Here is a 25,181-nt window from a genome sequence, read left to right as displayed (position 1 = left end):
GGGCGGTCGAGGCCGGACGCCGACAGCGGCATCCCGATCCTGAATATCGCGAGAGTATATGCGGGGACGGGCCCCATTAGCGGAGCCGCACGGAAAGATGGGACGGTGTCAGCGCGCGCCGGCCGCCAGCGCCTGGCGGCGCTGTTCGAACAGGCAGATGGCGGCGGCCGCGCCCACGTTGAGCGATTCGACCGCGGCAATGTCATGGGGAATGCGCAGCTTGAGCCGCGCAGCCGCCAGCAGATCGGCCGCCACGCCCTGCCCTTCGTGGCCGAAGACCCAGGCGCAGCGTTCGGGCAGGCGCCCCGCGTAAAGGTCCTCGGCCCCTTCCAGGGCGGTCGCCACCAGCGGCACGCGCAGGGTCGGCAGCAGCGCCTGCAAGTCCACGTGCTCGTGGATCGCCAGCGCGAAGTGCGCCCCCTGGCCGCTGCGCAACACCTTGGACGACCAGGCCGCGGCGGTGCCGGTGGCCAGGAACACGCGCTTGACCCCGGCCGCGGCGCAGGTGCGCAGCAAGGTGCCGACATTGCCCGGATCCTGGATGCGATCGAACAGCACGCAATTCTCGTCCACCGCCTCGGGCGGCGATGGCTGCGGCGGCGTCACCACGAAGGCGACGCCCTGCCCGCTTTCGACGCTGGCCAAGGCTTGCATCAGGCGCGCGTCCAGCGCCAGGCAACGGGCATCCGGCACCGCCTCCGCCAGCGCCGCGATATCGGGCTGCGACAGCCGTTCGACGTCGAAGACGGCCTGATCCGGCGCGCCGTGATGCTGCAGCCAGGCCTGGCACAGATGCACGCCGTCCAGCAGCACGGGCGCGCCGCGCTTGCCGGCCGTGCCAGCCAGCCTGGCGAGCGCCTTGACCGCGGGGTTGTCGCGGGAGCTGATGTGCTTCATGAGACCAGGCCGAAGGCCTTGATGGGCGCGAAACTGCGGCGATGCTCGGCGCAGGGGCCGTGTTCGCGCAGCATCTGCAGGTGCAAGGCGGTGCCGTAGCCCTTGTGCTGATCGAACGCATACTGCGGGTACAGCGCGTGCAAGCGCAGCAGATCGGCGTCGCGCGCGGTCTTGGCCAGGATCGACGCGGCGGAGATGGCCGGCACCAGGGCGTCGCCCTTGATCACCGTCTGCACCGTGCAGCCCAGCTTGGGGGCCTGGTTCCCGTCCACCAGCGCCAGTTGGGGCGCCAGCGCCAGGCCTTCGACGGCGCGGCGCATCGCCAGCAAGGTGGCGCGCAGGATGTTCAGGCTGTCGATCTCGGCCACGCTGGCGCTGGCCACGCACCAGGCCAGCGCGCGTGCCTGGATCTCCAGGGCCAACGCCTCGCGGGTCGCCGCCTTGAGCACCTTGGAGTCGGCCAGGCCGTCGATGGGACGCGCCGGGTCCAGGATCACGGCGGCTGCGTACACGGCGCCCGCCAGCGGGCCGCGGCCGGCCTCGTCGACGCCGGCGGTCACCAGCGCCGGCTGCGCCGGCGCGGCAAACAGGTCAGGCTGCTCCACCGGCCACCTCCAGGATCGCCTGGGCGGCGAGCGCCGGCGTGTCGCGCAGCAGTTCCTGGTGCAAGGCCGTGAAGCGCGCCTCGATGCGCGCCGCCAGGGCCTCGTCGGTCAACGCGGTCCAGGTGGCCTCTGCCAGCTTCTCCGGCGTGGCGTCGTCCTGCAGCAGTTCGGGCACCGCGAAGTCGCGCAGCAGCACGTTGGGCAGTCCCACCCACGGCAGGTAGGGCCGCTCCTGGCCGGACTTCCAGGCCATGATGCGGCGCATCAGCGGCGACAGCACGTAGGAAATCACCATGGGCCGCTTGTACAGCGCGGTTTCCAGAGTGGCGGTGCCACTGGCCACCAGCACCGCGGTACTGGCCTCCATCACCGACCACGCCACCGGGGCCTGGCGATCGCCATCCGCCCCGTGCAGGTCCTGGGCGGTGACGCAGCGCAGCCCCGGCACCGGGTATTTGGCCAGGATCGCCTGGAATTCGGCGCGGCGCTGGTCGTTGACCATCGGCACCACGCATTGCAGCGCCGGATCGCGCTTCTGCAGCATCTGCGCGGCTTGCAGGAAGCGCGGCGCCAGCAGGCGGATCTCGGACGAACGGCTACCCGGCAGGATCGCCAGCACGCGCGCATCCGGGTCGATGCCCAGCCGCGCGCGCGCGGCGGCGCGATCGGGTTGCATCGGCACGGCGCCAGCCAGCGGATGGCCGACATAGGTGACCGGGATGCCTTCCTTGCGGTAGATCTCTTCCTCGAACGGGAACAGCACCAGCATGTGCGAGACCGACTCGCGGATCTTGTGAATGCGGTCGTAGCGCCAGGCCCAGATCGACGGGCCGACGAAATGCACCGTGGGCGTGCCGGCCTGGCGCAACTGGTGCTCCAGGCGCAGGTTGAAATCGGGCGCATCGATGCCGACGAACACCGACGGCGGTTCGGCCAGCCAGCGGCGCGACACGTCGCGATAGGTCCGCAGCAGGCTCGGCAGGCGCTTGAGCGCATCCACATACCCGAACACCGTCAGCGCATGCATCGGATGCCAGGTATCGAAATCGCGCGCCTGCATCTGCGGACCGCCAATGCCTTCGCAACGCACACCCGGCGCGCGCTCCTGCAAACCGGCAATGATGCGGCCGGCCAGCAGGTCGCCCGAAGGCTCGCCGGCCACCATGCCGATCCGCATGCTCATGGACGGATGATGCCGCGCGAAGCGACGTCGAGGAAATCCAGCAGCGTCTGCAGGTGCTCGGCGACTTCGGGCTCGGCCTGCTGGCGGGCCCGCAGTTCGGCGCGCGCGTCGTCCAGCGACAGGCCGCGGCGGTAGATGATCTTGTAGGCGTCACGCAGCGCCGACACCTGGGCCGGCGTGAAACCGCGGCGCTTCAGGCCTTCGACGTTGACGCCGACCGGCCGGCAGGGGTTGCCCGCGGCCAGCACGAACGGCGGCGTGTCCTGCATCAGCGAGCTGTTGCCGCCCGTCATGCTGTGGGCGCCGATGCGCGAGAACTGGTGCACGCCGGTCAAGCCGCCGACGATGGCCCAGTCGCCCACGTGGACGTGGCCGCCCAACTGCACGGAATTGGCCAGGATGGTGTTGTTGCCCACGTGGCAATCGTGCGCCACGTGCACATAGGCCATGATCCAGTTGTCATCGCCCAGCGTGGTGGCGCCGCCGTCCTGCACCGTGCCAGTGTTCAGCGTGACGAACTCGCGCACCGTGTTGCGGTCGCCGATGACCAGCCGGGTGCGCTCGCCCTTGTACTTCTTGTCCTGCGGCATGCCGCCGATCGAGCAATACCGGTAGAACCGGTTGTCGCGCCCGATGGTGGTCACGCCATCGACCATGCAATACGGGCCGAGCTCGGTGCCGGCGCCGATCGTCACATCGGGTCCCACGACACAGAACGCGCCGATGACCACGCTGGGGTCGATTTTCGCCGCCGGATCGACGACGGCGGTAGGATGGATGTTTCCTGCCATTTACTCTTCCAGGCTACGGATCGCGCACATGAGCTTGGCCGACGCCACTTCCTGCCCATCCACCGTGGCGCGCGCCTGATATTTACAGATGCTGCGGCTCAGGCGCTCGGCTTCGACCTCGATGCGCAACTGGTCGCCCGGCACCACCGGACGGCGGAAACGCGCGCCGTCGATGCCCACCAGGTAGTAAGCCGTCTTGGCGCCTTCGCACTTCAGGCCGCCGTTCTCGTCGGTGAACGAGAACAGGGCCGAAGCCTGGGCCATGGCTTCCACGATCAGCACGCCAGGCATCACCGGATGGTGGGGAAAGTGGCCATTGAAAAACGGTTCATTGATCGAGACGTTCTTGATGGCGACGATGGACTTGCCGGGCACCATTTCGACGACGCGATCAATCAGCAGCATCGGGTAACGATGCGGCAGCCTCTCCATGATCCCCTTGATGTCGAGTTCCATTTTTCTGTGAATTCCTGCGAAATGAAATAAATCTTGCGGCGCCGGACGCGCCCAGGGCGGCGTGGCTGCGCCCTAGTCTTTTTCCAGCGTCCGCACGCGGCGGCGCAATTGCGCCAACTGTTGTATCACGGCGGCGTTGCGCTGCCATTCACCATGATCCGCATACGGGTACACCCCGGTATAGCGGCCAGGCTTGGAAATATTGGACGTCACCGCGGTGCCGCCCGAAATGTGCACGTCGTCCGCCAGGGTCAGGTGTCCCGAGAGCATGGCGGCGCCGCCAATGGTGCAGCGTTCGCCGATGGTGGTCGAACCCGCCACGCCCACGCACGCCGCGATGGCGGTGTATGCGCCGATGCGGCAGTTGTGGGCCACCATGATCTGGTTGTCCAGCTTGACGCCGTTGCCCACCACGGTATCTTCGAGCGCGCCGCGGTCGATGGTCGTGTTGGCGCCGATTTCGACGTCGTCGCCCACCGTCACCCCGCCCAGTTGCGGAATCTTGCCCCAGGCGCCCTGCCCCAACGACGGGTCCGGCGCGAAACCGAAGCCGTCGGCGCCGAGCACCGCGCCGCTGTGGATGATGGCGCGTGCCCCGACCTTCACGCCTTCGTACAGCGTGACATGGGCATGCAGGCGGCTGCCGGGGCCCACCGAGGAGCCGGCGCCGATGACGCAACCTGCGCCCAGCACGCTGCCGCGGCCGATGCGCGCGCCCGACTCGATCACGCAATTCGGACCAATGCGCACGTCTTCCTCGATGTGCGCGTCAGGCGCGACCACCGCGGAGGGATGCGTGGCGGCCGGCAGGGCCGGACGCCGGGCGGCGTCGAACCACTGGGCCACCCGGGCGTACAGCAGGTAGGGATGCTTGCAGGCGACCAGCGTGAATCGCGGCCGGTCGGCGCCAGCGGCTTCCAGCGCCTCGGCCACCTCGGTCGAGACGATCACCGCCCCCGCCTGGGTGGCGGCGAGCTGGCTCTGGTACTTCGGATTGGCCAGGAAACTGATTTCCTGGCCGCCGGCCGAGGCCAGGGTGCCGATGCCACGGACCCGCAGGGGCTCCGCGGCGCCTGCGGGCGCGCTGATGCGCCAGCCCATGCCCTGCGTATCGGCCGCGCTCAGCAGCGCTTCCAGCGTCGGGGCGCGGGCTAGATCCAGTAGAACCGGCATACGGCGACTGCGACTTACTTGCCCAGGCTCTGGATCACCTTGTCGGTGATGTCGATGCGCGGGTTGACCGTCACGGCGTCCTGGATGATCAGGTCGTAGTTTTCCTGTTCAGCGATGCGCTTGATGGCCTCGTTGGCCTTCGTCACGATGCTGGAGAACTCTTCGTTGCGGCGACGGTTGAAGTCTTCCTGGAATTCGCGGCGCTTGCGCTGCAGGTCGGTGTCCAGGTTGGACAGTTCGCGCTGGCGCTTGACGCGGTCGGATTCCGACAGCACGGGCGCGTCCTTGTCGAACTTTTCGGCTTGCGAACGCAGGCTGGAGTTCAGGCGCTGCAGCTCGTCGTCGCGCTTCTTGAATTCGGCTTCGATCTTGCTTTGCGCCGTCTTGGCCGGACCGGACTCACGCAGGATCCGCTCGGTGTTGACGAAGCCGATCTTGGTGTTTTGAGCCTGAGCGGGCACCGCCGCGACGGAACCGAGAATGAGCGCACCCACCAGGGCAATGGAGCCGCCCAGCTTGCCACGGCGGTTGGCACGCGGCGTATTCGATGATTTAAGTGCGAAGTCAGACATCATGAAAATCTCACCTTCCAGTAAGGCAAAGCCAAAGTATGTATTGTGCCACTAAACGGCAAAAGGGCCGGGCCGGCGGGCCCCTCCCTTGTTTTTAAGCGTAACGCCGGTTAGAACCCGGTCCCGATCTGGAACTGGAAGCTCTGCTTGTCGTCGCCCGGCTTGGCGTTGAGCGGACGGGCATACGACAGCTGCAACGGACCCATCGGCGACTGCCACGACAGGCCGATACCGGCCGAGAAGCGCCAGCCGCAAGGATCGTCGACCTCGCTGCCGGGCTTGCCGTTGGTGCAAGACAGGCCGCTGCCGGCGCCCACCTGGCCCGCGTCGCTGAAGATGAACCAGCGCAGCGTGCGATCCTTGGAGGCGCCCGGGAACGGCAGATACAGCTGGGCGTTGGCCACGATGCGGCGCGAACCGCCCAGGTAGTCGCCCGTGACCGGGTCGCGCGGACCCAGCGACGAACCTTCGTAGCCGCGCACCGTGCCGATACCGCCCGCGTACACGTCCTTGATGATCGGGTAGTCCTTGCCGCCGTAGCTCTGGCCCCAGTCGACCATGCCGTTCAGCGCCAGGGTGTACGAGCCGCCCAGCGGGATGAAGTACTGCTGCTGGCCGGTGAGCATGTAGTACTTCAGGTCGACCGTCGAGAAGTCGCTCTTCAAGCGGGTGTACGAACCCTTGGTCGGCGCCAGGGCGCTGTCGCGGGTGTCGTTGGACCAGCCGGCGGTGAAGATCACCGAGTTGGTCGCATCGCCGTACTGGTCGACGAACTTGCGGTAGGCCAGCGGCGAATTCGAGAACAGATCGATCTGGTTGCGCTCGAGGTTGGCGCCCAGGAAGATCCGGTCGTACTCGGAGATCGGCACGCCGAAGTTCATGCCCAGGCCCATGGACTTGACGCGGTAGTCGCCGTCGTTGTTGTTCCAGGGCTCGGTCACGCGGTAGTAGGCGGACGTGGTGCGGCTGATGCCGTCCTTGGTCCAGTACGGGTCGGTGTGCGACAGCACCACCGCGCGGTTGCTCTTGCTGGTGTTCAGCTGCAGCGTCAAGTTGGTGCCGCTGCCGAACACGTTGTCTTCGCTGATGCCGGCCGACAGGATCGCCTTTTCGGACGAACCGTAGCCCACGCCCAGGTTGATCATGCCGGTGGGCTTTTCCTTCACGTCGACGTTGACGTCGACCTGGTCGGGCGAACCCGGCACCGGATCGGTCTTGACGTTGACGTCGCTGAAGTAGCCCAGGCGGTCGACGCGGTCGCGCGAGGTCTTGATGTCCTTGGCGTCGTACCAGGCGGCTTCCTGCTGGCGCATCTCGCGGCGCACGACTTCGTCGCGCGTGCGGGTGTTGCCGCCGATCTGGATGCGGCGCACGTACACGCGGCGGCTCGGATCGACGTAGAACGTCAGGTCGGCCTCGTGCTTGGCGCGGTCGAGCTGCGGATTCGGGTTGACGTTGGCGAACGCGTAGCCCAGTTCACCCAGGTAGTCGGTGATGGCCTTGGCCGAATCGTTGGCCTTGGCCGCCGAGAACGTCTCGTCCGGCTTGATCTTGACCAGGGCGTTGATTTCCTTGTCCAGGCCGATCAGGTTGCCGGCCAGCTTGACGCTGCGCACCTTGTACGGCTCGCCTTCGTGGACCGTGATGGTGATGCGGATGTCCTTGCGGTCGGGCGAGATCGTCACCTGGGGCGGCTCGACCGTGAATTCGAGGTAGCCGCGGTCCAGGTAGAACGAACGCAGGCGTTCGAGGTCGCCCTCGAGCTTTTCGCGCGAGTACTTGTCGGTATCGGTGTACCAGGTCAGCCAGCCCGGCGTGGTCAGCTTGAATTCGTCGAGCAGGTCGCTTTCGGAGAAGGCCTTGTTGCCGACGAAGCGGATTTCCTGGATGCGGGCGACCGAGCCTTCGAACACGTCGAAGCTCACGCCGACGCGGTTGCGCGGCAGCGGCGTCACGGTGGAGGTGACCTCGACGCCGTACTTGCCCTTGGACAGATACTGTTGCTTGAGCTCGTATTCCGCGCGCTCGAGCATCGAGCGGTCGAAAATGCGGCCTTCGGCAAAACCCACCTGCCCCAGCGACTTGGTAATGGCCTTGGAATCGAACTCGCGCATGCCGTTGAAATTCACGGATGCGATCGTCGGACGTTCCTGGACCACCACGACCACGACATTATTGTCGGTCTGGATCTGCACGTCGGTGAAAAAGCCGGTGCCATACAGGCGGCGGATCGCCTCGGTGGCTTCTTCCTCGGTGAATTTCTCACCCACCTTGACCGGCAGATAACCGAAGACGGTACCCGCGTCGGTACGCTGGATCCCTTCTACGCGGATATCCCGCACGACAAAAGGGTCGAAGGCGTGAGCCATGCCTGGAAGCAGCAATGCGGCGATCAGACTCGGCACTACGCCCGGCAGTACACCCTTTTTGTGATGAAACATCCGGCGAAAAGACATCCTTGAGTATCCTCGGTCGTGCAAATGGCGGGGGATTTTATGCTAATTGGCGCTTAAGTAAACAAGCGCGTGAAATCATTGAACAGCGCAAGCCCCATCAGGCTTGCCAATAAACCAATGCCTGCGCGCTGTCCGATATCGATCCACCGTGCGGGCGGCGGACTGCCCCGCACAATTTCGACGAGATAGTACAGCAGATGGCCCCCGTCCAGCATAGGAATGGGCAGCAAATTTAGTACGCCAAGGCTGATGCTGATCAACGCGATATAAGCGATATAAGCAACAATGCCGATCCGGGCGGTCTGGCCCGCATAATCGGCGATGGTGACCGGGCCGCTGACGTTGCGCCAGGAGACGTCGCCCGTCACCATGCGACCCATCATGCGCAGCGAAAACAGCGCGGTGTCCCAGGTGCGGACCGCGCCGCGCCACAGGCTGTCGAACACGCCATAACGCACCGTCACCATGGGCACGTCGCCGCCCAGCTGGACGCCGAGCCGGCCGATGACCTGGCCGTTGACCGTTTCGGCGCGCGGCGTGACGTTCACGGAAATCTGGGCGCCATCGCGCGCCAGCGTCAGGGCCAGCGTCTTGCCCGCGCTGTCCTGGATCTGCTTTACCAGCGCGCCGGTGTCCGGCGTGGGCTGGCCATCGACGGCCAGGATCAGGTCGCCCGCGCGCAGGCCGGCCGCCTGCCCTTCGCCGCCATCGTTGACGACGCGCACGGCGGGCTTGGGTTGGGCCAGGCGGATGCCGGCGGCCAGCAGCGGATCGCCGCCGGCCGGATCCATGGCGTTGGCCGGCAGGGTCACTTCCCGTTGCTGCGATGCACCACCGGGGGTGCCGACTTCGATCTGGGTGCGACCGCCCGTGGCCATCACGTCCATCAGGCGCCAGCGGGCGTCCGACCACGACGCGACCTCCTGGCCGTCGATGGCCAGGATGCGGTCGCCCGCCGCCAACCCGGCGCGCGCGGCGGGCGTACCGGCAGCGGGTTGGGCGATGACGGCCACCGGCTCCTCGGTGCCCGCCATGTTCAGGCCGGCATACAGGAAGACCGCGAGGATGAGATTGAAAATGGGACCAGCGGCAACGATGGCGATGCGCTTGCCGACGGGCTTGTTGTTAAAGGCGCCGGCCGCCTCGGCCGGGCTGGCGCCAGCCGGAGCATCGTCCTGCATCTTGACGTAGCCGCCCAGCGGCAGCGCCGACAGGGCCCATTCGGTGCCATGCCGGTCGGTGCGGCGCAGGATGACCTTGCCGAAGCCGACCGAGAATCGCAGCACCTTCACACCGCAAAGGCGCGCCACCCAATAATGCCCCAACTCATGAAAAATGATCAGGGAGCCAAGCGCGACGGCAAAGGCCAGCAGGGTGAAAAGCATCGGGGTCAGGAAATCCAGGAATCGGCGACGAGGCGGGCCGGAGCGCTGATACGCAATCGAGCGCGGTTACGCCAGGCCCAGATTGCCGGCGTAGGCGCGCGCGGCGGCATCCAGCGCCAGCACATCGTCAAGACTATTGAGCGTAACAGATGATTGCCCCACCTGCCACTCCAGGGTCGCCTCGATAACCCGCGCAATCCAGGTATACCCCAGGCGGCCCGCCAGAAAGGCCTCCACCGCCACCTCATTGGCGGCATTCAGGGCAATGCAGGCGCCCTGCCCGGCCCGCAGCGCCGCGAACGACAGCGCCAGGCACGGAAAACGCGCCAGGTCGGGCTTCTCGAAATCGAGCCGGCCCAGGCGCGTCAGGTCGAGCGGCCCCACGCCGCTGTCCAGGCGTTCGGGGAAGCCCAGGCCGTAGGCGATAGGCGTACGCATGTCGGGCTGGCCCAGTTGCGCCAGGATCGAGCCGTCGTCGTACTCCACCATGGAGTGGATCACGCTTTGCGGATGCACCACCACCTCGATCCGGTCGGCCGGCATGGCGAACAGCCAGTGCGCCTCGATCACCTCCAGGCCCTTGTTGAGCATGGTGGCCGAATCGACCGAGATCTTGCGGCCCATGCTCCAGTTGGGATGGGCGCAGGCCTGCGCCGGCGTGACGTCGTGCAGGTCCTCGAGGTCGCGGCCCCGGAACGGGCCGCCCGAGGCGGTCAGCAACAAGCGGCGCACGCCGGGGGCCGGCGCATCCGGCGCGCCGGCGCGGCCGCCGTGCGGCATGCATTGGAAAATCGCGTTGTGTTCGCTATCGATCGGCAGCAGTTCGGCGCCGTTGTCGCGAATTGCCTGCATGAACAGCGAACCCGCCGCCACCAGCGCTTCCTTGTTGGCCAGCAGCACCCGCTTGCCTTGGCGCGCGGCCGCCAGGGCCGCGGGCAGCCCCGCGGCGCCGACAATGGCGGCCATGACCGAATCACATTGCGGGTCGGCCGCAGTGTCGGCCAGGGCCTGCGCGCCGACGCGGATCTCGGGCAGGGTCCGGCCCGCCGGCCAGGCCGCGACGAACTGCCGGCGCGCCTCGGCATCGGGCACCACCACCACCGCGGCGCGGCTGGCCAGCGCCTGCTCGGCCAGGCGCTGCATGCGGCTATAGGCGGACAAGGCATACACGCCCAGCCGATCGGGGTGGCGGGCAATCACATCCAGCGTGCTTTCGCCGATCGAACCGGTCGACCCCAGCACCACGACGCGTTGAAAAGCCGTCAAAACAACACTCCAGACAAAATTAGCGCGAAGGGCGCGACCGGAAGGATCGCGTCGATGCGATCGTAGACGCCCCCATGGCCAGGCAGCAGCGCGCTGGAATCCTTGCGGCCGGCGCGGCGCTTGAGCAGCGATTCGAACAGGTCGCCAATGATGGACAGCACGCCCAGCAGCGCCGCGATCGGCAGGGCCAGCCAGAACGTCCAGCGCGCCACCAGGGCGTGGCCATAAGTGCCGTCCCAGAGGCTCGACAGGCCGATCCAGATGACCGCGCCGAGCACGCCGGCCACGGCGCCGGCCACCGTCTTGCCGGGGCTGACGCGTGGCGCCAGTTTACGCTTGCCGAAGGCGCGGCCGGCGAAATAGGCGGCAATGTCGGCCACCCAGACCAGCGCCAGCAGCGACACCACGAAAACGGGACCGCGCGCCATGTACCACTGCGCCAGCACGGCCCAGGCGACGAAAGCGGCCGGCACCGAGAACAGCGACCACCCCAGGCTGGCGGGCGCGGCGTCGGAACGGCCGCGCACTACTGCCGCAGTGGCGCCGAACAGCCAGACCACCCCCACCAGCGGCGTTGCGTAGCGCAGGATCCAGTCGGGATCGGCCAGACCGGCGCGATTGCCCGCCAGCCAAGCCGACGCCAGGGCCAGCATGGACGCGAACAGCAGAACGGGAATGCCGGCGGCGATCAGCGGCGACGGCGGTTGCGGCAGCGTCAGGCGCAGCCACTCCCAGTTGGCGCAGGCCGCGGCCAGCGCCAGCAACGCCACGAACCACCAGGGATTGGCGCTCATCATCGCGGCGGCCAGGACGGCGAGCAGAATGACGGCGGTAACGATACGCTGGCCCAACATATGACGGTCTCCTCAGGGTCGACTCGGCGCTGCCCCGTACGGCGCGTGGCAGGCGGAGCGCCGGACTATTTTCCGCTGCTCTCGTTGAGCTGGGCGCTGGTGCGGCCGAAACGGCGCTCGCGCGCCCGGTACCACTCGAATGCCTGGCGCAGTTCGTCGGCGCCGAAGTCCGGCCAGAAGCGGTCGGTGAAGTAGAACTCCGCGTACGCCATCTGCCAGATCAGGAAATTGGAAATGCGCTGCTCGCCGCCCGTGCGGATGAACAGGTCGGGCTCGGGCGCCCAGGACATGGAAAGATGCCGCGCCAGGCGCTCTTCGTCGACCCGCTCCGGATGCGCCGCCAGCTCGGGCTCGGCCGCCAGCATCGCGCGGGTGGCCTGCAGGATGTCCCAGCGGCCGCCGTAGTTGGCGGCCACCGTCAGGTGCAGGCGGTCGTTGTGGGCGGTGCGGGCCTGGGCCGCGAAGATCAGTTCCTGCAAGCGCGGCTCGAAGGCCGACAGGTCGCCGATGACGTGCAGGCGCACGCCCTGCTCTTCCAGCTTGCCAACCTCGCGCTCAAGCGCCTGCACGAACAGGCGCATCAGCAGCGACACTTCCTCGGCGGGCCGGCGCCAGTTCTCGGAACTGAAGGCGAACAGTGTCAGGTAGCGCACCCCCGCCCGGCCGCAGGCCTCGACCACGCGGCGCACCGCCTGCACGCCCTTGGCGTGCCCCGCCGTGCGCGGCAGCAGGCGCCGCGTCGCCCATCTGCCGTTGCCATCCATGATGATGGCCACGTGCTCGGGGATATCGCGGGTATCGGGAACCGCCTGGGTGGAACTGGTTGCCATGGATCCGGGAAGCGCCGTCGACCGGCGTAAAACAGGGAATACGGTGAAAAACCCGCGCCATCGATCCATCGCCGCACAGGCGTGCCGCGTAGCGATGGATAGGACGGCGCGAAAGCAGGAATCCTGGCGCCGGGCGGGCCAATCGGCCCGTCCGGCACTGCAAGGATTATACGGTCATGATTTCCGCTTCTTTTTGGGCGACCATCTTGTCGATGTCGGCCACGTTGCGGTCCGTCAGCTTCTGGACGTCGTCCTGGGCGCGACGCTCGTCGTCCTCGGAGATTTCCTTGTCCTTGACCAGCTTCTTCAAGGTGTCGTTGGCTTCGCGGCGCAGGTTGCGCACGGCCACCTTGGCATCCTCGCCTTCGCTGCGCACGACCTTGGTCAGGTCGCGGCGGCGCTCTTCGGTCAGGGCCGGCATCGGCACGCGGATGGTATCGCCCATGGACATGGGGTTCAGACCCAGGTCCGACTCACGGATGGCCTTCTCGATCGCGGCGGCCATGCTCTTTTCGTAGGGCTGGACGCTGATGGTGCGCGCGTCGATCAGGTTCACGTTGCCGACCTGGCTGATCGGCACGGGCGAACCGTAGTACTCGACCTGCACGTGGTCCAGGATGCCGGTGTGGGCGCGGCCCGTGCGGATCTTGGCCAGGTTGGTCTTGAGCGTGTCAAGCGACTTGGCCATCCTGGCTTCGGCGGATTTGCGGATTTCTGCGACGCTCATGGATTTTCCTTTTCTTTAAACGTGTACCAACGTGCCTTCGTCTTCGCCGCTGACGACGCGCTTGAGCGCGCCCGACTTATTGATCGAAAACACCTTGATCGGCAGCTTCTGGTCGCGGCACAGGGCGAACGCCGTGGCGTCCATGACTTCCAGGCGGCGGACGATGGCCTCGTCGAAGCTGATGCGCGCGTAGCGCGTGGCGGAAGGATCCTTGTTGGGATCCGCGCTGTAGATGCCGTCGACCTTGGTGGCCTTCAGCACGATCTCCGCGCCGATCTCGGCGCCACGCAGGGCGGCCGCGGTGTCGGTCGTGAAGAAGGGGTTGCCGGTGCCCGCGGCGAAGATGACGACCTTGCCTTCTTCGAGGTAACGCAGGGCCTTGGGGCGGATGTACGGTTCGACGACCTGGTCGATGTTCAGGGCCGACTGCACGCGGGTGTCGATACCCTTGTGCTTGAGCGCGTCCTGCAGGGCAAGCGCGTTCATGATGGTGGCCATCATGCCCATGTAGTCGGCGGTGGCGCGGTCCATGCCCTGCGCACCCGGGGCGACGCCACGGAAGATGTTGCCACCGCCGATGACGATGGCCAGCTCGACGCCAGTGGCGGCGACTTCGGCGATCTCATCGGTCATGCGGACGATGGTGGCGCGATTGATGCCGAATGCATCGTCGCCCATCAGCGCCTCGCCGGAAAGTTTGAGAAGAACCCGTTTGTATGATCTGCTGCTCATAGGTGATATCCCGAAGAACATTCCGACGAAAGTGTAAGACAAGAAATAGGCCGGACTAGAAAATATCTAGCGCCGGCCTGTAAGGACTACCCCGAGATCAGGCGCGGCCGGCGGCGGCGGCGGCAACCTCAGCGGCGAAGTCGCTGGTCTTCTTCTCGATACCTTCGCCGACGACGAACAGCACGAACTTGGTGATCGAGGCACCCTTGGCCTTGAGCATCTGTTCGACGGTGTTCTTGTCGTCCTTGACGAAAGGTTGCGACAGCAGCGTGACTTCCTTCAGGAACTTCTGCACCGAGCCTTCGACCATCTTGGCGACGATTTCAGCCGGCTTGCCCGATTCGGCGGCCTTCTGCTCGGCGACCGAGCGTTCGGCGGCGATGTCGGCCGGGTTCACGCCGTCGGCGTTCAGGGCCTTGGGCTTGGTCGCGGCGATGTGCATCGCCAGGTCCTTGCCCACTTCCTCGGCGCCCGAGTACTCAACCAGCACGCCGATGCGGCCGCCGTGCACGTAGCTGGCCAGCGCGTTCGGGGTCTCGATGCGCTCGAAACGGCGGATCGCCATGTTTTCGCCGATCTTGCCGATCAGGGCGGTACGGGTGGATTCGACCGTGCCGTCGCCGTAGGGCAGCGCCGACAGAGCAGCCACGTCGGCCGGGTTCTGCGTGGCAACCAGTTCGGCCAGCTTGTTGACAAAGGCGACGAAGTCGTCGTTCTTGGCGACGAAGTCGGTTTCGCAGTTCACTTCGATGACGGCGCCTTGCTTGGCGTCGGCCGAGATGAACAGGCCGATCAGGCCCTCGGCGGTGACGCGGGCGGCGGCCTTGCTGGCCTTGTTGCCCAGCTTGACGCGCAGGATCTCTTCAGCGCGGGCCAGGTCGCCTTCGGCTTCCGTCAGGGCCTTCTTGCACTCCATCATGGGCGCATCGGTCTTCTCGCGCAGTTCCTTGACCAGGGCGGCGGTAATTTCAGCCATGTTAGCTCCAAATTTTGCTAAGACATGCCCCGGCGGGCCGGGGCATTGGTGTGATTCGATGAGACGTCCGCAAGCTGCGGATGAGGAAGGCGGGAGTCCGCCTTCGCACTGCCGGCGAAGCGGGGGCACGCCGCATTCCGCGACCGCCCCCTGACACTAACCGCCGGACATGACAGCAGGCTTAGGCCTGGTTGTCCTGCACTTCGACGAACTCTTCCTGGCCTTCGCCGATTTCCTCGACCAGACCGTTCAGGTTCTGCTCGCGGCCTTCCAGCACGGCGTCGGCGATGCCCTTGGCGTACAGCGCGATGGCCTTGGCCGAGTCGTCGTTGCCGGGGATCACGTAGTCGATGCCTTCGGGCGAGTGGTTGGTGTCAACCACGGCGACCACGGGGATGCCCAGGGTCTTGGCTTCGGCGATGGCGATCTTGTGGTAGCCGACGTCGATCACGAACATGGCATCGGGCAGGCCGTTCATGTCCTTGATGCCGCCGATCGACTTGTTCAGCTTTTCCAGTTCGCGCTGGAACAGCAGGCCTTCCTTCTTGATCATGCGCTCGGCGCCGCCTTCGGCGACCACGGCTTCCATGTCCTTCAGGCGCTTGACCGAGGTCTTGACCGTCTTGAAGTTGGTCAGCATGCCGCCGAGCCAGCGGGCATCGACGTAGGGCATGCCGCAACGGGCGGCTTCGGCGGCGACCAGCTCACGGGCGGCGCGCTTGGTGCCGACGAACAGGATGTTGCCACCGCGAGCAGCCAGCTGCTTCACGAACTTGGTGGCTTCCTGGTACTTATCAACCGTCTTTTCCAGGTTGATGATGTGAATCTTGTTGCGATGGCCGAAGATGAAGGGGGCCATCTTGGGGTTCCAGTAGCGGGTCTGGTGACCGAAGTGGACACCCGCTTCCAGCATTTCGCGCATCAAAGACATAACTTTCTCCAAGGGTTGATTTCTTGCGCCGCACCTGCATCAGCCTGTGGCTGACACCCTGGGTGGTGTTGCGCGCGATTTCCCGCACATGCGGGATGAATAACGATTTTAACCGGGCCGGCCGATCACTGCCGCAATACTCCGACGCCGCCGGGCGATGCCCTTGGCGCCTGCTGCTACGCTGCCGCGATAAACCCAGACGGCCGCCACGACAAAGCGCCTTGCCCCGCCCGCACGCATCGCGCCGTCCGACCCGCCAGGAAATGCCTGGCAGTTTCTTCCAGCGCACCCGGACCTGTTTTGTTGGCAGCGAAATCCAGTTCACTCGCGCCCTGGTTTTCAACCCCCCCGGCTTTTCAACCAGACGGTTTTTGACCCTGCCGCGCATCAGTCGCCGGGGGCGGTTCTTCAGGAAAACTCCCAGGAACTGGAAACCTTCCAAGAACTTAAGCCGGCAGCCACCCTGAACCTGCATCGCTGCTCGAAAACATGACCGGGCTTGCGAGCACGCAGCGCCCCGACCTGTGTCGATGCAACCATCCCGCCGCCCCGGCCCGCCGCCTTCTCTCATCCGCTGTGCCGCCGTGCCTCCCGGAACCTGGCGACTGGCCCGAACCCCCACCACAACCTTCGCTTGCGATGAAACTCCGAAGCCCGCCACCGATCTCACAAGAAGCGGCGCGGCCCAACGTACGTAAATCAGACAACCAACCGGGTGTGGCCAGGATGATTCCATCCCCACCCGCCGGGATCGGCGCTTGCCGCTACCCAGATTGCTCCCCAAAATTTTAGGGAAGCCTATAATTCTACTATTCTTTCAAGCAGACATTCAAGCGAGATCCGTCAGTCATTCCATGGGCACCATTACCAATCCGGCCGACCTGGCCAAGATGCGCGCGGCCTGCCAGGACGCCGCCAAAGTCCTCGATTTCATCACCCCCTACGTCAAGCCTGGCGTCACCACCGGGGAACTGGACCGCCTCTGCCTGGAATACCTGACCGACGAGCTCAAGGTGAAGTCCGCCACCGTCGGCTACGCCCCGCCCGGCTATCCGCCCTTTCCTGGCGCCATCTGCACCTCGGTCAACCACCAGGTGTGCCACGGCATCCCCGGCGACAAGGCCCTGAAAAACGGGGACTCCCTCAATATCGACGTCACCATCATCAAGGATGGCTGGTTCGGCGACACCAGCCGCATGTACGCCGTGGGCGAACAGTCGATCCTGTCGCGCCGCCTGACCGACATCACCTTCGAGTGCATGTGGAAAGGCATCCAGCAGGTCAAAAACGGGGCCACATTGGGCGACATCGGCAACGCCATCCAGAAGCATGCCGAGGCCAACGGCTTTTCGGTGGTGCGCGAGTTCTGCGGCCACGGCATCGGCCAGCGCTTTCACGAAGACCCGCAGGTGCTGCACTACGGCAAGCCGGGCACCGGGGTGAAATTGGTGACGGGCATGCTGTTCACCATCGAACCCATGATCAACGCCGGCCGCCGCGAGATCCGCCAGCTGTCCGACGGCTGGACGGTCGTGACGCGCGACCACAGCCTGTCGGCGCAATGGGAGCATGCTGTCTGCGTCACCGACACCGGCTACGAGGTCCTGACCCTGTCGCCCGGCATGCCCAAGCCGCCCGCCTTCATCACCGAACCGATCGTCATCCCCGCCGTCTGACCCCGGCCCGTCCGCCACCATGACCGCCGACATCCTCAGCACCCTGCGCGAACGCATCCAGGAATCCCGGCGCGCCGCGGTGGCCCAGTTCCGCGAGCACGAACGCCCCGACACGCTGCTGGGCGAACTGCGCCGCATCGTCGACGCGGCGCTGCGCGACCTGGTCAAGCACTATCCCCTGCCTGCCGGCGCCACGCTGGCCGCGGTGGGCGGCTACGGCCGCGGCGAACTGTATCCGCATTCGGACGTCGACCTGCTGATCCTGCTGCCGCACGCGCCCACCGCCGAGGACGAATCCGCGATCGAGCGCCTGGTGGCCTCGCTCTGGGACCTGGGCCTGGAGCCCGGCCACAGCGTGCGCACCATCGAGGACTGCGAGCGCGAGGCCGACGCCGACATTACGGTCGAGACCGCGCTGCTCGAATCCCGCTGGCTGGCCGGCAGCCGCGCGCTGATGAAGAAGTTCGAGGCCGCCACCCAGTCGCGGCTGGACGCGCGCGCGTTCTTTCGCGCCAAGCGCGTCGAGATGCAGCAGCGGCATGCGCGCTACCAGGACACGCCCTACGCGCTCGAACCCAATTGCAAGGAATCGCCCGGCGGCCTGCGCGACCTGCAGGTGATCCTGTGGATGGCGCGCGCGGCCGGCTTCGGCGAGAACTGGCGCGCGGTGGCGCAGGCCGGCCTGCTGACTCCCTCCGAGGCGCGCGACCTGCGCAAGGCGGAACAGGCTTTCAAGCGCCTGCGCATCGAATTGCACCTGCTGGCCAAGCGGCGCGAGGACCGCGTGCTGTTCGACCTGCAACCGGCCCTGGCCGAAGTCTACGGCATCCATGCCACGGCCACCCGGCGCGGCAGCGAGCTGCTGATGCAGCGCTACTACTGGGCCGCGCGCCTGGTGACGCAGCTCAACGGCATCCTGGTGCAGAACATCGAGGAACGGCTGTTCCCGCGCCCCGACAGCGACGCGCGCGACATCGACGACGATTTCCGCAACCTGCGCGACCGCCTCGACATCATCCGCGACGACGGCTTCGAGCGGAACCCGACGCTGTTGCTGCGCGCCTTCCTGGTGATGCAACAGCATCCCGAGCTGACCGGCATGTCGGCGCGCACGCTGCGCGCCATCTGGCACTCGCGCCACCGCATCGACGCGCAATTCCGCCGCAACCCGGTCAACCGCAAGCTGTTCCTGCAGATCCTGCAGCAGCCGCGCGGCATCGTGCACGAGCTGCGCCGCATGACCATGCTGAACATCCTGCCGCGCTACCTGCCGGTGTTCCGCCGCATCGTCGGCCAGATGCAGCACGACCTGTTCCACGCTTACACGGTGGACCAGCACACCCTGGCGGTGGTGCGCAACCTGCGCCGCTTCACCATGCCCGAGCACGCCCAGGAATACCCGCTGGCCAGCCAGCTGATCGCCGGCCTGGACCGCCATTGGCTGCTGTACGTGGCGGCGTTGTTCCACGACATCGCCAAGGGCCGTGGCGGCGACCACTCCGAGCTGGGCGCGCGCGAGGTGCGCAAGTTCGCCCACGACCACGGCATGGAGCCCGAGGACGCCAGGCTGGTCGAATTCCTGGTGCGCCAGCACCTGTTGATGTCGGCCGTGGCGCAAAAGCGCGACCTGTCCGACCCCACCGTGATCCAGGACTTCGCCGCCACGGTCAAGGACGAACGCCACCTGACCGCGCTGTACCTGCTGACGGTGGCCGATATCCGCGGCACCAGCCCCAAGGTCTGGAACGCCTGGAAGGGCAAGCTGCTCGAGGACCTGTACAAGCTGACCCTGGCCGCGCTGGGCGGCGCCCATGCCGACGCCCATACGGTGCTGACCGAACGCAAGGAAGAGGCCGCGCGCCTGACGCGCCTGGCCGGCCTGCGCGACGACGCCCGCGAAGCCTTCTGGAACCAGCTCGACGTGGCGTATTTCCTGCGACACGACGCCTCCGACATCGCCTGGCACACGCGCCATCTGTACCACCAGGTAGCGCCGCCGCACGCGGTGGTGCGGGCCCGCCCCACCGAGCAGGGCGAAGGCCTGCAGATCATGGTCTACACGCGCGACGTGCCGGACCTGTTCGTGGCGATCTGCGGGTATTTCGACGCCAAGTCGCTGTCGGTGCAGGACGCCCGCATCCACACCACCCGCCATGGCTGGGCGCTGGACAGCTTCATCGTGCTGCTGCCCGAAGGCGCCAGCGACCTGCGCGCGCAGGCCACGCTGGTCGAGCACGAACTGGCCGAACGCCTGAAGGACGCCAAGGCCGCGGCCCAGGTCCAGCCCGGCCGTGGCGGCTACTACGGCCGCGGGCGCCAGTCGCGCATGTCACGCGTGTTTCCGATCATGCCGCAGGCGGAATTGCAGCCCGACGAACGCAGCACCTCGTGGCGCCTGTCGGTCACGGCAACCGACCGGCCCGGCCTGCTGCACGCCCTGGCGCGGGTCTTTGCCCAGCACGAGGTGAACCTGCTGATGGCCAAGATCATGACGCTGGGCGACCGTGTGGAGGACGTTTTCATCGTCGACGGCGCCGCGCTGGCGCGCCCGCGCAGCCAGATGCAGTTCGAACGCGACATCCTGGACGCCCTGGCCGGGGAAGAGGCCCGGCAGCAGGCCGCCTGACCGCCTCGCCGCGCCATCGCCAGACCGTCGCCGACCGCATACAATCCGGTTTTCGGCTTGGCGATACCGTGCGATGGAGCTAAACGAATATTTGCGGGTGCTGGGGACCAGCTTCTTCTTCGCGCTGGCCACGTTGCTGCCGTTCCTGAACCCACCGGCCATCGCCCCCATCTTCCTGTCGCTCACCGAAGGCGCCTCGTCGGCAACCCGCACGGTGCTGGCCAAGCGCGTGGCCGTCAATGTCGGCCTGATGCTGATCGTGGCCATGGTGGCGGGCAACGTGCTGCTGAGCTTCTTCGGCATCTCGCTGTCGATCGTGCGGGTGGGCGGCGGCATGCTGGTGATCGCCAGCGCGTGGCGCCTGGTCAATTCCCCCGATGCCGACACCGAGCGCGTGGCCCGCATGGCCGAATCCTTCACCCCGGAAATGGCCAAGGCGCGCGCCTTCTACCCGCTGACCTTCCCCATCAGCTGCGGCCCCGGCTCGATCGCCGCGGCCATCACCGTGGGCGTGTCGCTGCGCGACCAGAACCACGTGCTGAGCCTGCTGCGCCTGGGCGGCTCGATCCCGGGCATCGTGGTGGTTTCGCTGACTTTGTATGTCTGCCTGCGCTTTGCCGCGCAGATGCTGCATCGGCTGGGCGATAATGGCACCGCCGTGTTCATGCGCATGTCGGCCTTCATCATGCTGTGCCTGGGCGTGCAGATCTTCTGGGAAGGCTCGCGCGAACTGCTGCTCGGCGTCTTGCAGCAGGTCATGCAACCAATTCCGGTTCCCAAGGCCTAACGCCTGGCGGCCGGACCGGCCATCCACCGGAGGCTCCGCCCCCGCGAACCCCTTACCTTGCAACAACCATGACTTCTCGTTCAGAACGCCTGCTCCGACTGATCGCCCTCTTCTGCTTTGGCGCCGTCGGCATCGCCCTGGTCTCCCAGTATGCCTTCGACATGCCGCCCTGCGCCTGGTGCGTGCTGCAGCGCCTGATCTACCTGGTGATCGGCGTCATCGCCCTGGTCGGCGGTTTCGGCGGCGGCCGTGCGCTGACGCGCATCTGCGCGTCCCTGGCCGCCCTGCTGTCGATCAGCGGCATCGCCGCCGCCTGGTACCAGTACACCGTGGCCGCCAAGATGCTGTCCTGCGACCAGACTTTCGCCGACCGCTTCATGACCGGCATCGGCCTGGATGGCGGCGTGCCCTGGCTGTTCGGCATCTATGCCACCTGCATGGACGCGGTGGTGCCGGTGCTGGGCATCGAGTATGCGCTGTGGAGCCTGGCGCTGTTCGTGATCCTGCTGGTCATGGCGCTGGCCGCGGCGTTCGGCCGTGGCCGCGCCTGAGCCGCACGCCTCGCCATTGGAAGCGCCCCACGCCGAACGCCTGCGCGCCCTGGTCCGCGATCACGCACCGCTGATGCGGTGGCTGCGCGCCGCGCGCGATTGCGGCCTGGCCGACTGGTGTCTGGGCGCGGGCGTGGTCCGCACGCTGGTCTGGAACCATCTGCACGACCTGCCTCCAGACAGTCATGCGCCCGCGGATGTGGACTTCGTCTATTTCGACGCCGCCAACCTGACGGCGGAGCGAGAGGCCGCTATCGCGCACCGCCTGCGCGGCGCCGCGCCGGACGCGCCCTGGGAGGTGGTGAACCAGGCGCGGGTCCACCTGTGGCGCCGCGACGGCGGCATGGCGCCGCCCCCGTTGGCGTCGCTGGCGGCCGGCATCGCCACCTGGCCCGAGACCGCCACCTGTATCGGCGTGTCGCTCGACGCCGACGACCGCCTGCGCATCCTGGCGCCCCACGGCCTGGAGGACCTGTTCAACCTGGTGCTGCGGCCCAGCCCCGGACTGCGCGATCCCGCGCTCTACGCGCAACGGCTGCTGGCCAAGCGCTACACCGACAAATGGCCGCGCCTGCGGGTGCTGCCCTCCCCGCTTTCCTGACGCCATGAAATACCTTATCGGTTATCCGGAACCCCTGCTGGCGCAGGCCCGCGCGCTGCTCGACCAGGGCAAACTGGGGCCGGCGCTGCGAGCCCGTTATCCCGCCGGCGCGCATGCCGTGCGCACCGACAAGGCGCTGTACGACTACGTGGTGGACCTGAAGAACAGCTACATCCGCAACGGCGCGCCGCTCAGCAAGATCGCCTTCGACAGCAAGATCCACGTGATCCAGCACGCGCTGGGCCAGCACACGTTCATCTCGCGGGTGCAGGGCGGCAAGCTCAAGGCCAAGCACGAGATCCGCGTGGCCACGCTGTTCAAGACGGTGCCGGAGGAATTCCTGAAGATGATCACGGTGCACGAACTGGCGCACCTGAAGGAAAAAGACCACAACAAGGCCTTCTACAACCTGTGCCGACTAATGGAGCCGCAATATCACCAGTATGAATTCGACCTGCGGCTGTACCTGACCCATCTGGAAGCCAGCGGCGAGAGCCTGTGGTGAGGCCTCCGCCCGCGCGAGCCCACGGACAAAAAAAAGCCGCTCCCCAGGGAGCGGCTTTTGCATGGGGCGCCGACCTCAGGCGTCGTTGGCAGCATAGCCCATGTTGAACTGCAGGCCGCTGGCGCCTTCGCCATCGCCCGGCTCCGCGCGCGACTGGCCCAGGCGAGCCAGGTATTCCGCGGTGATGTCGCCGGTAATGTACTCGCCATCGAAGCACGACGCTTCGAAGCGCGACAGCTTCGGGTTCAGGTCGCGCACCGCCTGCTGCATGTCGTGCAGGTCCTGGTAGACCAGGCTGTCGGCGCCGATCGCGCGGGCGATTTCCTCGTCGCTGCGGCCGGTGGCGATCAGTTCGCTCTGCGTCGGCATGTCGATGCCGTAGACGTTGGGGAAGCGCACCGGAGGCGCGGCCGAGGCAAAGTACACCTTGTTGGCGCCGGCGGCGCGCGCCATGTCGACGATCTCGCGGCTGGTGGTGCCGCGCACGATGGAGTCGTCCACCAGCAGCACGTTCTTGCCCTTGAATTCCATGCCGATGGCATTGAGCTTCTGGCGCACCGATTTACGGCGCACGGCCTGGCCGGGCATGATGAAGGTGCGGCCGACGTAGCGGTTCTTGATCAGGCCTTCGCGGTAGTCCAGGTTCAGGCGGGCGGCCAGCTGCATGGCGGCCGGGCGCGAGGAATCGGGGATCGGCATGACCACGTCGATGTCGCCCAGGCGCATGTTGCGCGCGACCTTGTCGGCCAGGTATTCACCCATGCGCAGGCGGGCGTCGTACACCGACACGCCGTCGATCAGCGAATCCGGGCGGGCGAAGTAGACGTATTCGAAGATGCAGGGCACCAGCTGCGGATTGTCGGCGCACTGGCGGCTGACGAAACGGCCATCCAGGTCGACGAACACCGCTTCGCCGGGCTCGACGTCGCGCACGAAGGCGAAACCGCTGCCTTCCAGCGCCACGGATTCCGAAGCCACCATCCACTCGACGCCTTCGTCGGTCTCCTGGCGGCCGATGCACAGCGGACGGATGCCGTTGGGATCGCGGAACGCCAGCAGGCCGTAACCGGAAATCTGCGCCACCACGGCGTAGGCGCCGCGCACGCGCTTGTGCACGGCGGCAACGGCGCGGAACATGGCGTCGTCATCGAGCGACACGCCGCTGGCGGCCGATTGCAGCTCGTGGGCCAGCACGTTCAGCAGCACTTCCGAGTCGGAATTGGTGTTGATATGGCGGCGGTCGACGCGGTAGAGCGATTCACGCAGCTCGCGCCAGTTGGTCAGGTTGCCGTTGTGGGCGAACATGATGCCGAACGGCGCGTTGACGTAGAACGGCTGGGCCTCTTCCTCGCTGGCGCTGGAGCCGGCGGTGGGATAACGCACCTGGCCCACGCCCGAGGTGCCCGGCAGGGCACGCATGTTGCGCGTGCGGAATACGTCGCGCACCAGGCCGTGCGCCTTGTACATATTGAACTGGTTGCCTTGCGACGTCGCGATGCCCGCGGCATCCTGCCCGCGATGCTGCAACAGCAGCAAGCTGTCATAGAGCAGCTGGTTGACCGGCCCGCGCCCGATGACCCCTACGATTCCACACATGGTGAGATTTCCTGGTTGATGTGAAGCTAATCAATACGGCAGCCATGTCGCCAGGGACGGCGGCAGCCACGTCTTGATATGTTTGATGGCCTCGATGGCCGAATGCGAAAACATGGCGTCCTGCCACCACGGCTCCTGCGGCAACGGCGTATAGCCGGCGGCGGCGACCAGCGCCAGCACGATGAGCAGCCCCCGGGCCAGTCCGAACATGCCGCCCAGGCCGTGATCGGCCGGGCCCAGCCCGGTGCTGCGGATCAAGGCGGCAAGCGTCATGTTGACCAACCCCACGCCGAGCAGCACGATAATGAAAACCACCGCGTACGAGACACCCATGCGCAGCAGCGTTGTTTCGATATAGGGCTCCAGCCAGGTATAGACCGTGGGCCCCCACCAGATCGCGGCCACGAAGGCCAGCAGATACGCGACCAGCGACAGCACTTCCTTGAGCAGGCCGCGCACCAGGCCCAGCACACCCGATACCGCCAGGATGGCCAGCACGACGAAGTCGAAGCCGGTCACTACTGGGCGGCAATGAAACCGTTGTCATAGCCCAGGGTGCGCAACCGCGCCTGGGCCGCCTGCGCCGCCTCGCGCGAGGGGAACGGCCCCACCCGCAGACGGTACTGCTGCTTGCCTCCGATGGAAGCCTGCTCGACGAATGCGTTGGTCACCCCGGCCTGATGCAGCTTGGCGCGCCGCGACTGGGCGTCCTCGGACGTGGTGTAGGCCGCGATCTGCAGCACGAAATTGCCCTTGGCGGCCGGCGGCTTGGCCGCTGGCGTGGCGGCCGCGGCGGGCGCCGCGCGGCCTTCGAGCAATGCCAGGGCGCGGGCGCCGTCATCGGAACGGGTTTCGGGCTTGGGCGTGGCCGGCTTGGGCTCGGGCTTGGATTCCGGCTTGGGCGGCGTGGCCGGCTGCGCGCGCGGCGGCGTGGTGGCGGCTACCTGCGGCGGCGTGGCCATGGGCGGCGTCGCGGCGGGCGGTGTGGTGGCGGGCGGCGTGGTG

At 66.7% G+C, this 25,181-nt stretch carries 25 protein-coding genes; 6 read left to right on the top strand and 19 right to left on the bottom strand.

Annotated features, from left to right (window positions below; translation table 11 throughout):
- Positions 1–108: 108 nt before the first annotated feature.
- From HV742_RS29310 to rpsB, 16 genes are all read right to left on the bottom strand, one after another.
- On the bottom strand, positions 109–897 hold the full coding sequence (locus HV742_RS29310) for a TrmH family RNA methyltransferase (RefSeq protein ID WP_175147067.1): 789 nt from the start codon (positions 895–897) through the stop codon (positions 109–111).
- Positions 894–1,502 carry a ribonuclease HII gene (rnhB, locus tag HV742_RS29305; protein WP_175147066.1) on the bottom strand — a complete coding sequence of 203 codons (609 nt, stop codon included), beginning with the start codon at positions 1,500–1,502 and terminating at the stop codon, positions 894–896. Before rnhB ends, HV742_RS29310 begins: the two co-directional genes overlap by 4 nt.
- Positions 1,489–2,685, bottom strand: coding sequence for a lipid-A-disaccharide synthase (lpxB, locus tag HV742_RS29300; RefSeq protein ID WP_049074245.1), 1,197 nt, complete (start codon positions 2,683–2,685; stop codon positions 1,489–1,491). The genes rnhB and lpxB overlap by 14 nt, the downstream gene beginning before the upstream one ends.
- Positions 2,682–3,476 (bottom strand): acyl-ACP--UDP-N-acetylglucosamine O-acyltransferase, encoded by a 795-nt coding sequence (gene lpxA, locus HV742_RS29295; protein WP_049074247.1) that lies wholly within the window; start codon positions 3,474–3,476, stop codon positions 2,682–2,684. The genes lpxB and lpxA overlap by 4 nt, the downstream gene beginning before the upstream one ends.
- Positions 3,477–3,932 (bottom strand): 3-hydroxyacyl-ACP dehydratase FabZ, encoded by a 456-nt coding sequence (gene fabZ / locus HV742_RS29290; protein WP_006385190.1) that lies wholly within the window; start codon positions 3,930–3,932, stop codon positions 3,477–3,479.
- Between the two features lie 72 nt (positions 3,933–4,004).
- Entirely contained in the window at positions 4,005–5,105 is a 1,101-nt protein-coding gene (lpxD, locus tag HV742_RS29285; protein ID WP_063584326.1) for a UDP-3-O-(3-hydroxymyristoyl)glucosamine N-acyltransferase, read from the bottom strand.
- Positions 5,106–5,119: 14 nt separating this feature from the next.
- Positions 5,120–5,680 carry an OmpH/Skp family outer membrane protein gene (locus tag HV742_RS29280; RefSeq protein ID WP_054416197.1) on the bottom strand — a complete coding sequence of 187 codons (561 nt, stop codon included), beginning with the start codon at positions 5,678–5,680 and terminating at the stop codon, positions 5,120–5,122.
- 107 nt (positions 5,681–5,787) lie between these two features.
- Positions 5,788–8,133, bottom strand: a complete 2,346-nt coding sequence (bamA, locus tag HV742_RS29275) for an outer membrane protein assembly factor BamA (RefSeq protein WP_175147065.1) — start codon at positions 8,131–8,133, stop codon at positions 5,788–5,790.
- A gap of 53 nt (positions 8,134–8,186) precedes the next feature.
- Entirely contained in the window at positions 8,187–9,518 is a 1,332-nt protein-coding gene (gene rseP, locus HV742_RS29270) for an RIP metalloprotease RseP (RefSeq protein WP_175147064.1), read from the bottom strand.
- Positions 9,519–9,584: 66 nt separating this feature from the next.
- Positions 9,585–10,784: a 1-deoxy-D-xylulose-5-phosphate reductoisomerase gene (locus tag HV742_RS29265; RefSeq protein ID WP_175147063.1), complete on the bottom strand. Its 1,200-nt coding sequence runs from the start codon at positions 10,782–10,784 to the stop codon at positions 9,585–9,587.
- Entirely contained in the window at positions 10,781–11,638 is an 858-nt protein-coding gene (locus tag HV742_RS29260; RefSeq protein WP_175147062.1) for a phosphatidate cytidylyltransferase, read from the bottom strand. The genes HV742_RS29265 and HV742_RS29260 overlap by 4 nt, the downstream gene beginning before the upstream one ends.
- Positions 11,639–11,703: 65 nt before the next feature.
- Positions 11,704–12,468, bottom strand: coding sequence for a polyprenyl diphosphate synthase (gene uppS / locus HV742_RS29255; protein ID WP_175147061.1), 765 nt, complete (start codon positions 12,466–12,468; stop codon positions 11,704–11,706).
- A gap of 166 nt (positions 12,469–12,634) precedes the next feature.
- Positions 12,635–13,195, bottom strand: a complete 561-nt coding sequence (gene frr / locus HV742_RS29250) for a ribosome recycling factor (protein WP_049074267.1) — start codon at positions 13,193–13,195, stop codon at positions 12,635–12,637.
- Between the two features lie 15 nt (positions 13,196–13,210).
- Positions 13,211–13,927 (bottom strand): UMP kinase, encoded by a 717-nt coding sequence (gene pyrH / locus HV742_RS29245; RefSeq protein WP_006394495.1) that lies wholly within the window; start codon positions 13,925–13,927, stop codon positions 13,211–13,213.
- A 97-nt stretch (positions 13,928–14,024) separates the two neighbouring features.
- Positions 14,025–14,903 carry a translation elongation factor Ts gene (tsf, locus tag HV742_RS29240; protein ID WP_175147060.1) on the bottom strand — a complete coding sequence of 293 codons (879 nt, stop codon included), beginning with the start codon at positions 14,901–14,903 and terminating at the stop codon, positions 14,025–14,027.
- 181 nt (positions 14,904–15,084) lie between these two features.
- Positions 15,085–15,834, bottom strand: a complete 750-nt coding sequence (gene rpsB, locus HV742_RS29235) for a 30S ribosomal protein S2 (protein WP_049074271.1) — start codon at positions 15,832–15,834, stop codon at positions 15,085–15,087.
- Between the two features lie 854 nt (positions 15,835–16,688).
- Between rpsB and map the strand changes: the two genes are divergently transcribed.
- The 6 genes from map to HV742_RS29205 all read left to right on the top strand — a co-directional run bounded on the left by map (position 16,689) and on the right by HV742_RS29205 (position 22,580).
- Positions 16,689–17,510 carry a type I methionyl aminopeptidase gene (map, locus tag HV742_RS29230; RefSeq protein ID WP_049074274.1) on the top strand — a complete coding sequence of 274 codons (822 nt, stop codon included), beginning with the start codon at positions 16,689–16,691 and terminating at the stop codon, positions 17,508–17,510.
- Between the two features lie 19 nt (positions 17,511–17,529).
- Positions 17,530–20,136, top strand: a complete 2,607-nt coding sequence (locus tag HV742_RS29225; RefSeq protein ID WP_049074275.1) for a [protein-PII] uridylyltransferase — start codon at positions 17,530–17,532, stop codon at positions 20,134–20,136.
- Between the two features lie 73 nt (positions 20,137–20,209).
- Positions 20,210–20,923 (top strand): MarC family protein, encoded by a 714-nt coding sequence (locus HV742_RS29220; protein WP_054416204.1) that lies wholly within the window; start codon positions 20,210–20,212, stop codon positions 20,921–20,923.
- Positions 20,924–20,991: 68 nt separating this feature from the next.
- Positions 20,992–21,474: a disulfide bond formation protein B gene (locus tag HV742_RS29215; protein ID WP_049074279.1), complete on the top strand. Its 483-nt coding sequence runs from the start codon at positions 20,992–20,994 to the stop codon at positions 21,472–21,474.
- Positions 21,461–22,075 (top strand): nucleotidyltransferase family protein, encoded by a 615-nt coding sequence (locus tag HV742_RS29210; protein ID WP_254601293.1) that lies wholly within the window; start codon positions 21,461–21,463, stop codon positions 22,073–22,075. Before HV742_RS29215 ends, HV742_RS29210 begins: the two co-directional genes overlap by 14 nt.
- A 4-nt stretch (positions 22,076–22,079) precedes the next feature.
- Positions 22,080–22,580, top strand: a complete 501-nt coding sequence (locus HV742_RS29205) for a M48 metallopeptidase family protein (RefSeq protein WP_175147059.1) — start codon at positions 22,080–22,082, stop codon at positions 22,578–22,580.
- Between the two features lie 75 nt (positions 22,581–22,655).
- On the opposite strand, the gene purF is transcribed toward HV742_RS29205, so the two are convergent.
- The 3 genes from purF to HV742_RS29190 form a co-directional block, all read right to left on the bottom strand.
- Positions 22,656–24,176 (bottom strand): amidophosphoribosyltransferase, encoded by a 1,521-nt coding sequence (gene purF, locus HV742_RS29200; protein ID WP_175147058.1) that lies wholly within the window; start codon positions 24,174–24,176, stop codon positions 22,656–22,658.
- A gap of 30 nt (positions 24,177–24,206) precedes the next feature.
- Entirely contained in the window at positions 24,207–24,695 is a 489-nt protein-coding gene (locus HV742_RS29195) for a CvpA family protein (protein WP_025138852.1), read from the bottom strand.
- Positions 24,695–25,181, bottom strand: a 487-nt coding sequence (locus HV742_RS29190) for an SPOR domain-containing protein (protein ID WP_175147057.1), incomplete at its 5' end; no start/stop codon positions are given. The genes HV742_RS29195 and HV742_RS29190, both read right to left, overlap by 1 nt.

The sequence above is a fragment of the Achromobacter ruhlandii genome, assembly GCF_902859695.1.
GTDB classification, from domain to species: Bacteria; Pseudomonadota; Gammaproteobacteria; order Burkholderiales; family Burkholderiaceae_B; genus Achromobacter; species Achromobacter ruhlandii.
The sequence above is the reverse complement of the archived record's forward strand: the minus strand, read 5'-3'. Positions and strand labels throughout refer to the sequence as shown.

Bases quoted from the DNA above. Each gene is read 5' to 3' on its own strand.
- HV742_RS29310 (WP_175147067.1), bottom strand. From the start codon at position 897: ATGAAGCACATCAGCTCCCGCGACAACCCCGCGGTCAAGGCGCTCGCC.
- lpxB (WP_049074245.1), bottom strand. From the start codon at position 2,685: ATGAGCATGCGGATCGGCATGGTGGCCGGCGAGCCTTCGGGCGACCTG.
- lpxA (WP_049074247.1), bottom strand. From the start codon at position 3,476: ATGGCAGGAAACATCCATCCTACCGCCGTCGTCGATCCGGCGGCGAAA.
- fabZ (WP_006385190.1), bottom strand. From the start codon at position 3,932: ATGGAACTCGACATCAAGGGGATCATGGAGAGGCTGCCGCATCGTTAC.
- lpxD (WP_063584326.1), bottom strand. From the start codon at position 5,105: ATGCCGGTTCTACTGGATCTAGCCCGCGCCCCGACGCTGGAAGCGCTG.
- HV742_RS29280 (WP_054416197.1), bottom strand. From the start codon at position 5,680: ATGATGTCTGACTTCGCACTTAAATCATCGAATACGCCGCGTGCCAAC.
- bamA (WP_175147065.1), bottom strand. From the start codon at position 8,133: ATGTCTTTTCGCCGGATGTTTCATCACAAAAAGGGTGTACTGCCGGGC.
- rseP (WP_175147064.1), bottom strand. From the start codon at position 9,518: ATGCTTTTCACCCTGCTGGCCTTTGCCGTCGCGCTTGGCTCCCTGATC.
- HV742_RS29260 (WP_175147062.1), bottom strand. From the start codon at position 11,638: ATGTTGGGCCAGCGTATCGTTACCGCCGTCATTCTGCTCGCCGTCCTG.
- uppS (WP_175147061.1), bottom strand. From the start codon at position 12,468: ATGGCAACCAGTTCCACCCAGGCGGTTCCCGATACCCGCGATATCCCC.
- frr (WP_049074267.1), bottom strand. From the start codon at position 13,195: ATGAGCGTCGCAGAAATCCGCAAATCCGCCGAAGCCAGGATGGCCAAG.
- pyrH (WP_006394495.1), bottom strand. From the start codon at position 13,927: ATGAGCAGCAGATCATACAAACGGGTTCTTCTCAAACTTTCCGGCGAG.
- tsf (WP_175147060.1), bottom strand. From the start codon at position 14,903: ATGGCTGAAATTACCGCCGCCCTGGTCAAGGAACTGCGCGAGAAGACC.
- rpsB (WP_049074271.1), bottom strand. From the start codon at position 15,834: ATGTCTTTGATGCGCGAAATGCTGGAAGCGGGTGTCCACTTCGGTCAC.
- map (WP_049074274.1), top strand. From the start codon at position 16,689: ATGGGCACCATTACCAATCCGGCCGACCTGGCCAAGATGCGCGCGGCC.
- HV742_RS29225 (WP_049074275.1), top strand. From the start codon at position 17,530: ATGACCGCCGACATCCTCAGCACCCTGCGCGAACGCATCCAGGAATCC.
- HV742_RS29220 (WP_054416204.1), top strand. From the start codon at position 20,210: ATGGAGCTAAACGAATATTTGCGGGTGCTGGGGACCAGCTTCTTCTTC.
- HV742_RS29215 (WP_049074279.1), top strand. From the start codon at position 20,992: ATGACTTCTCGTTCAGAACGCCTGCTCCGACTGATCGCCCTCTTCTGC.
- HV742_RS29205 (WP_175147059.1), top strand. From the start codon at position 22,080: ATGAAATACCTTATCGGTTATCCGGAACCCCTGCTGGCGCAGGCCCGC.
- purF (WP_175147058.1), bottom strand. From the start codon at position 24,176: ATGTGTGGAATCGTAGGGGTCATCGGGCGCGGGCCGGTCAACCAGCTG.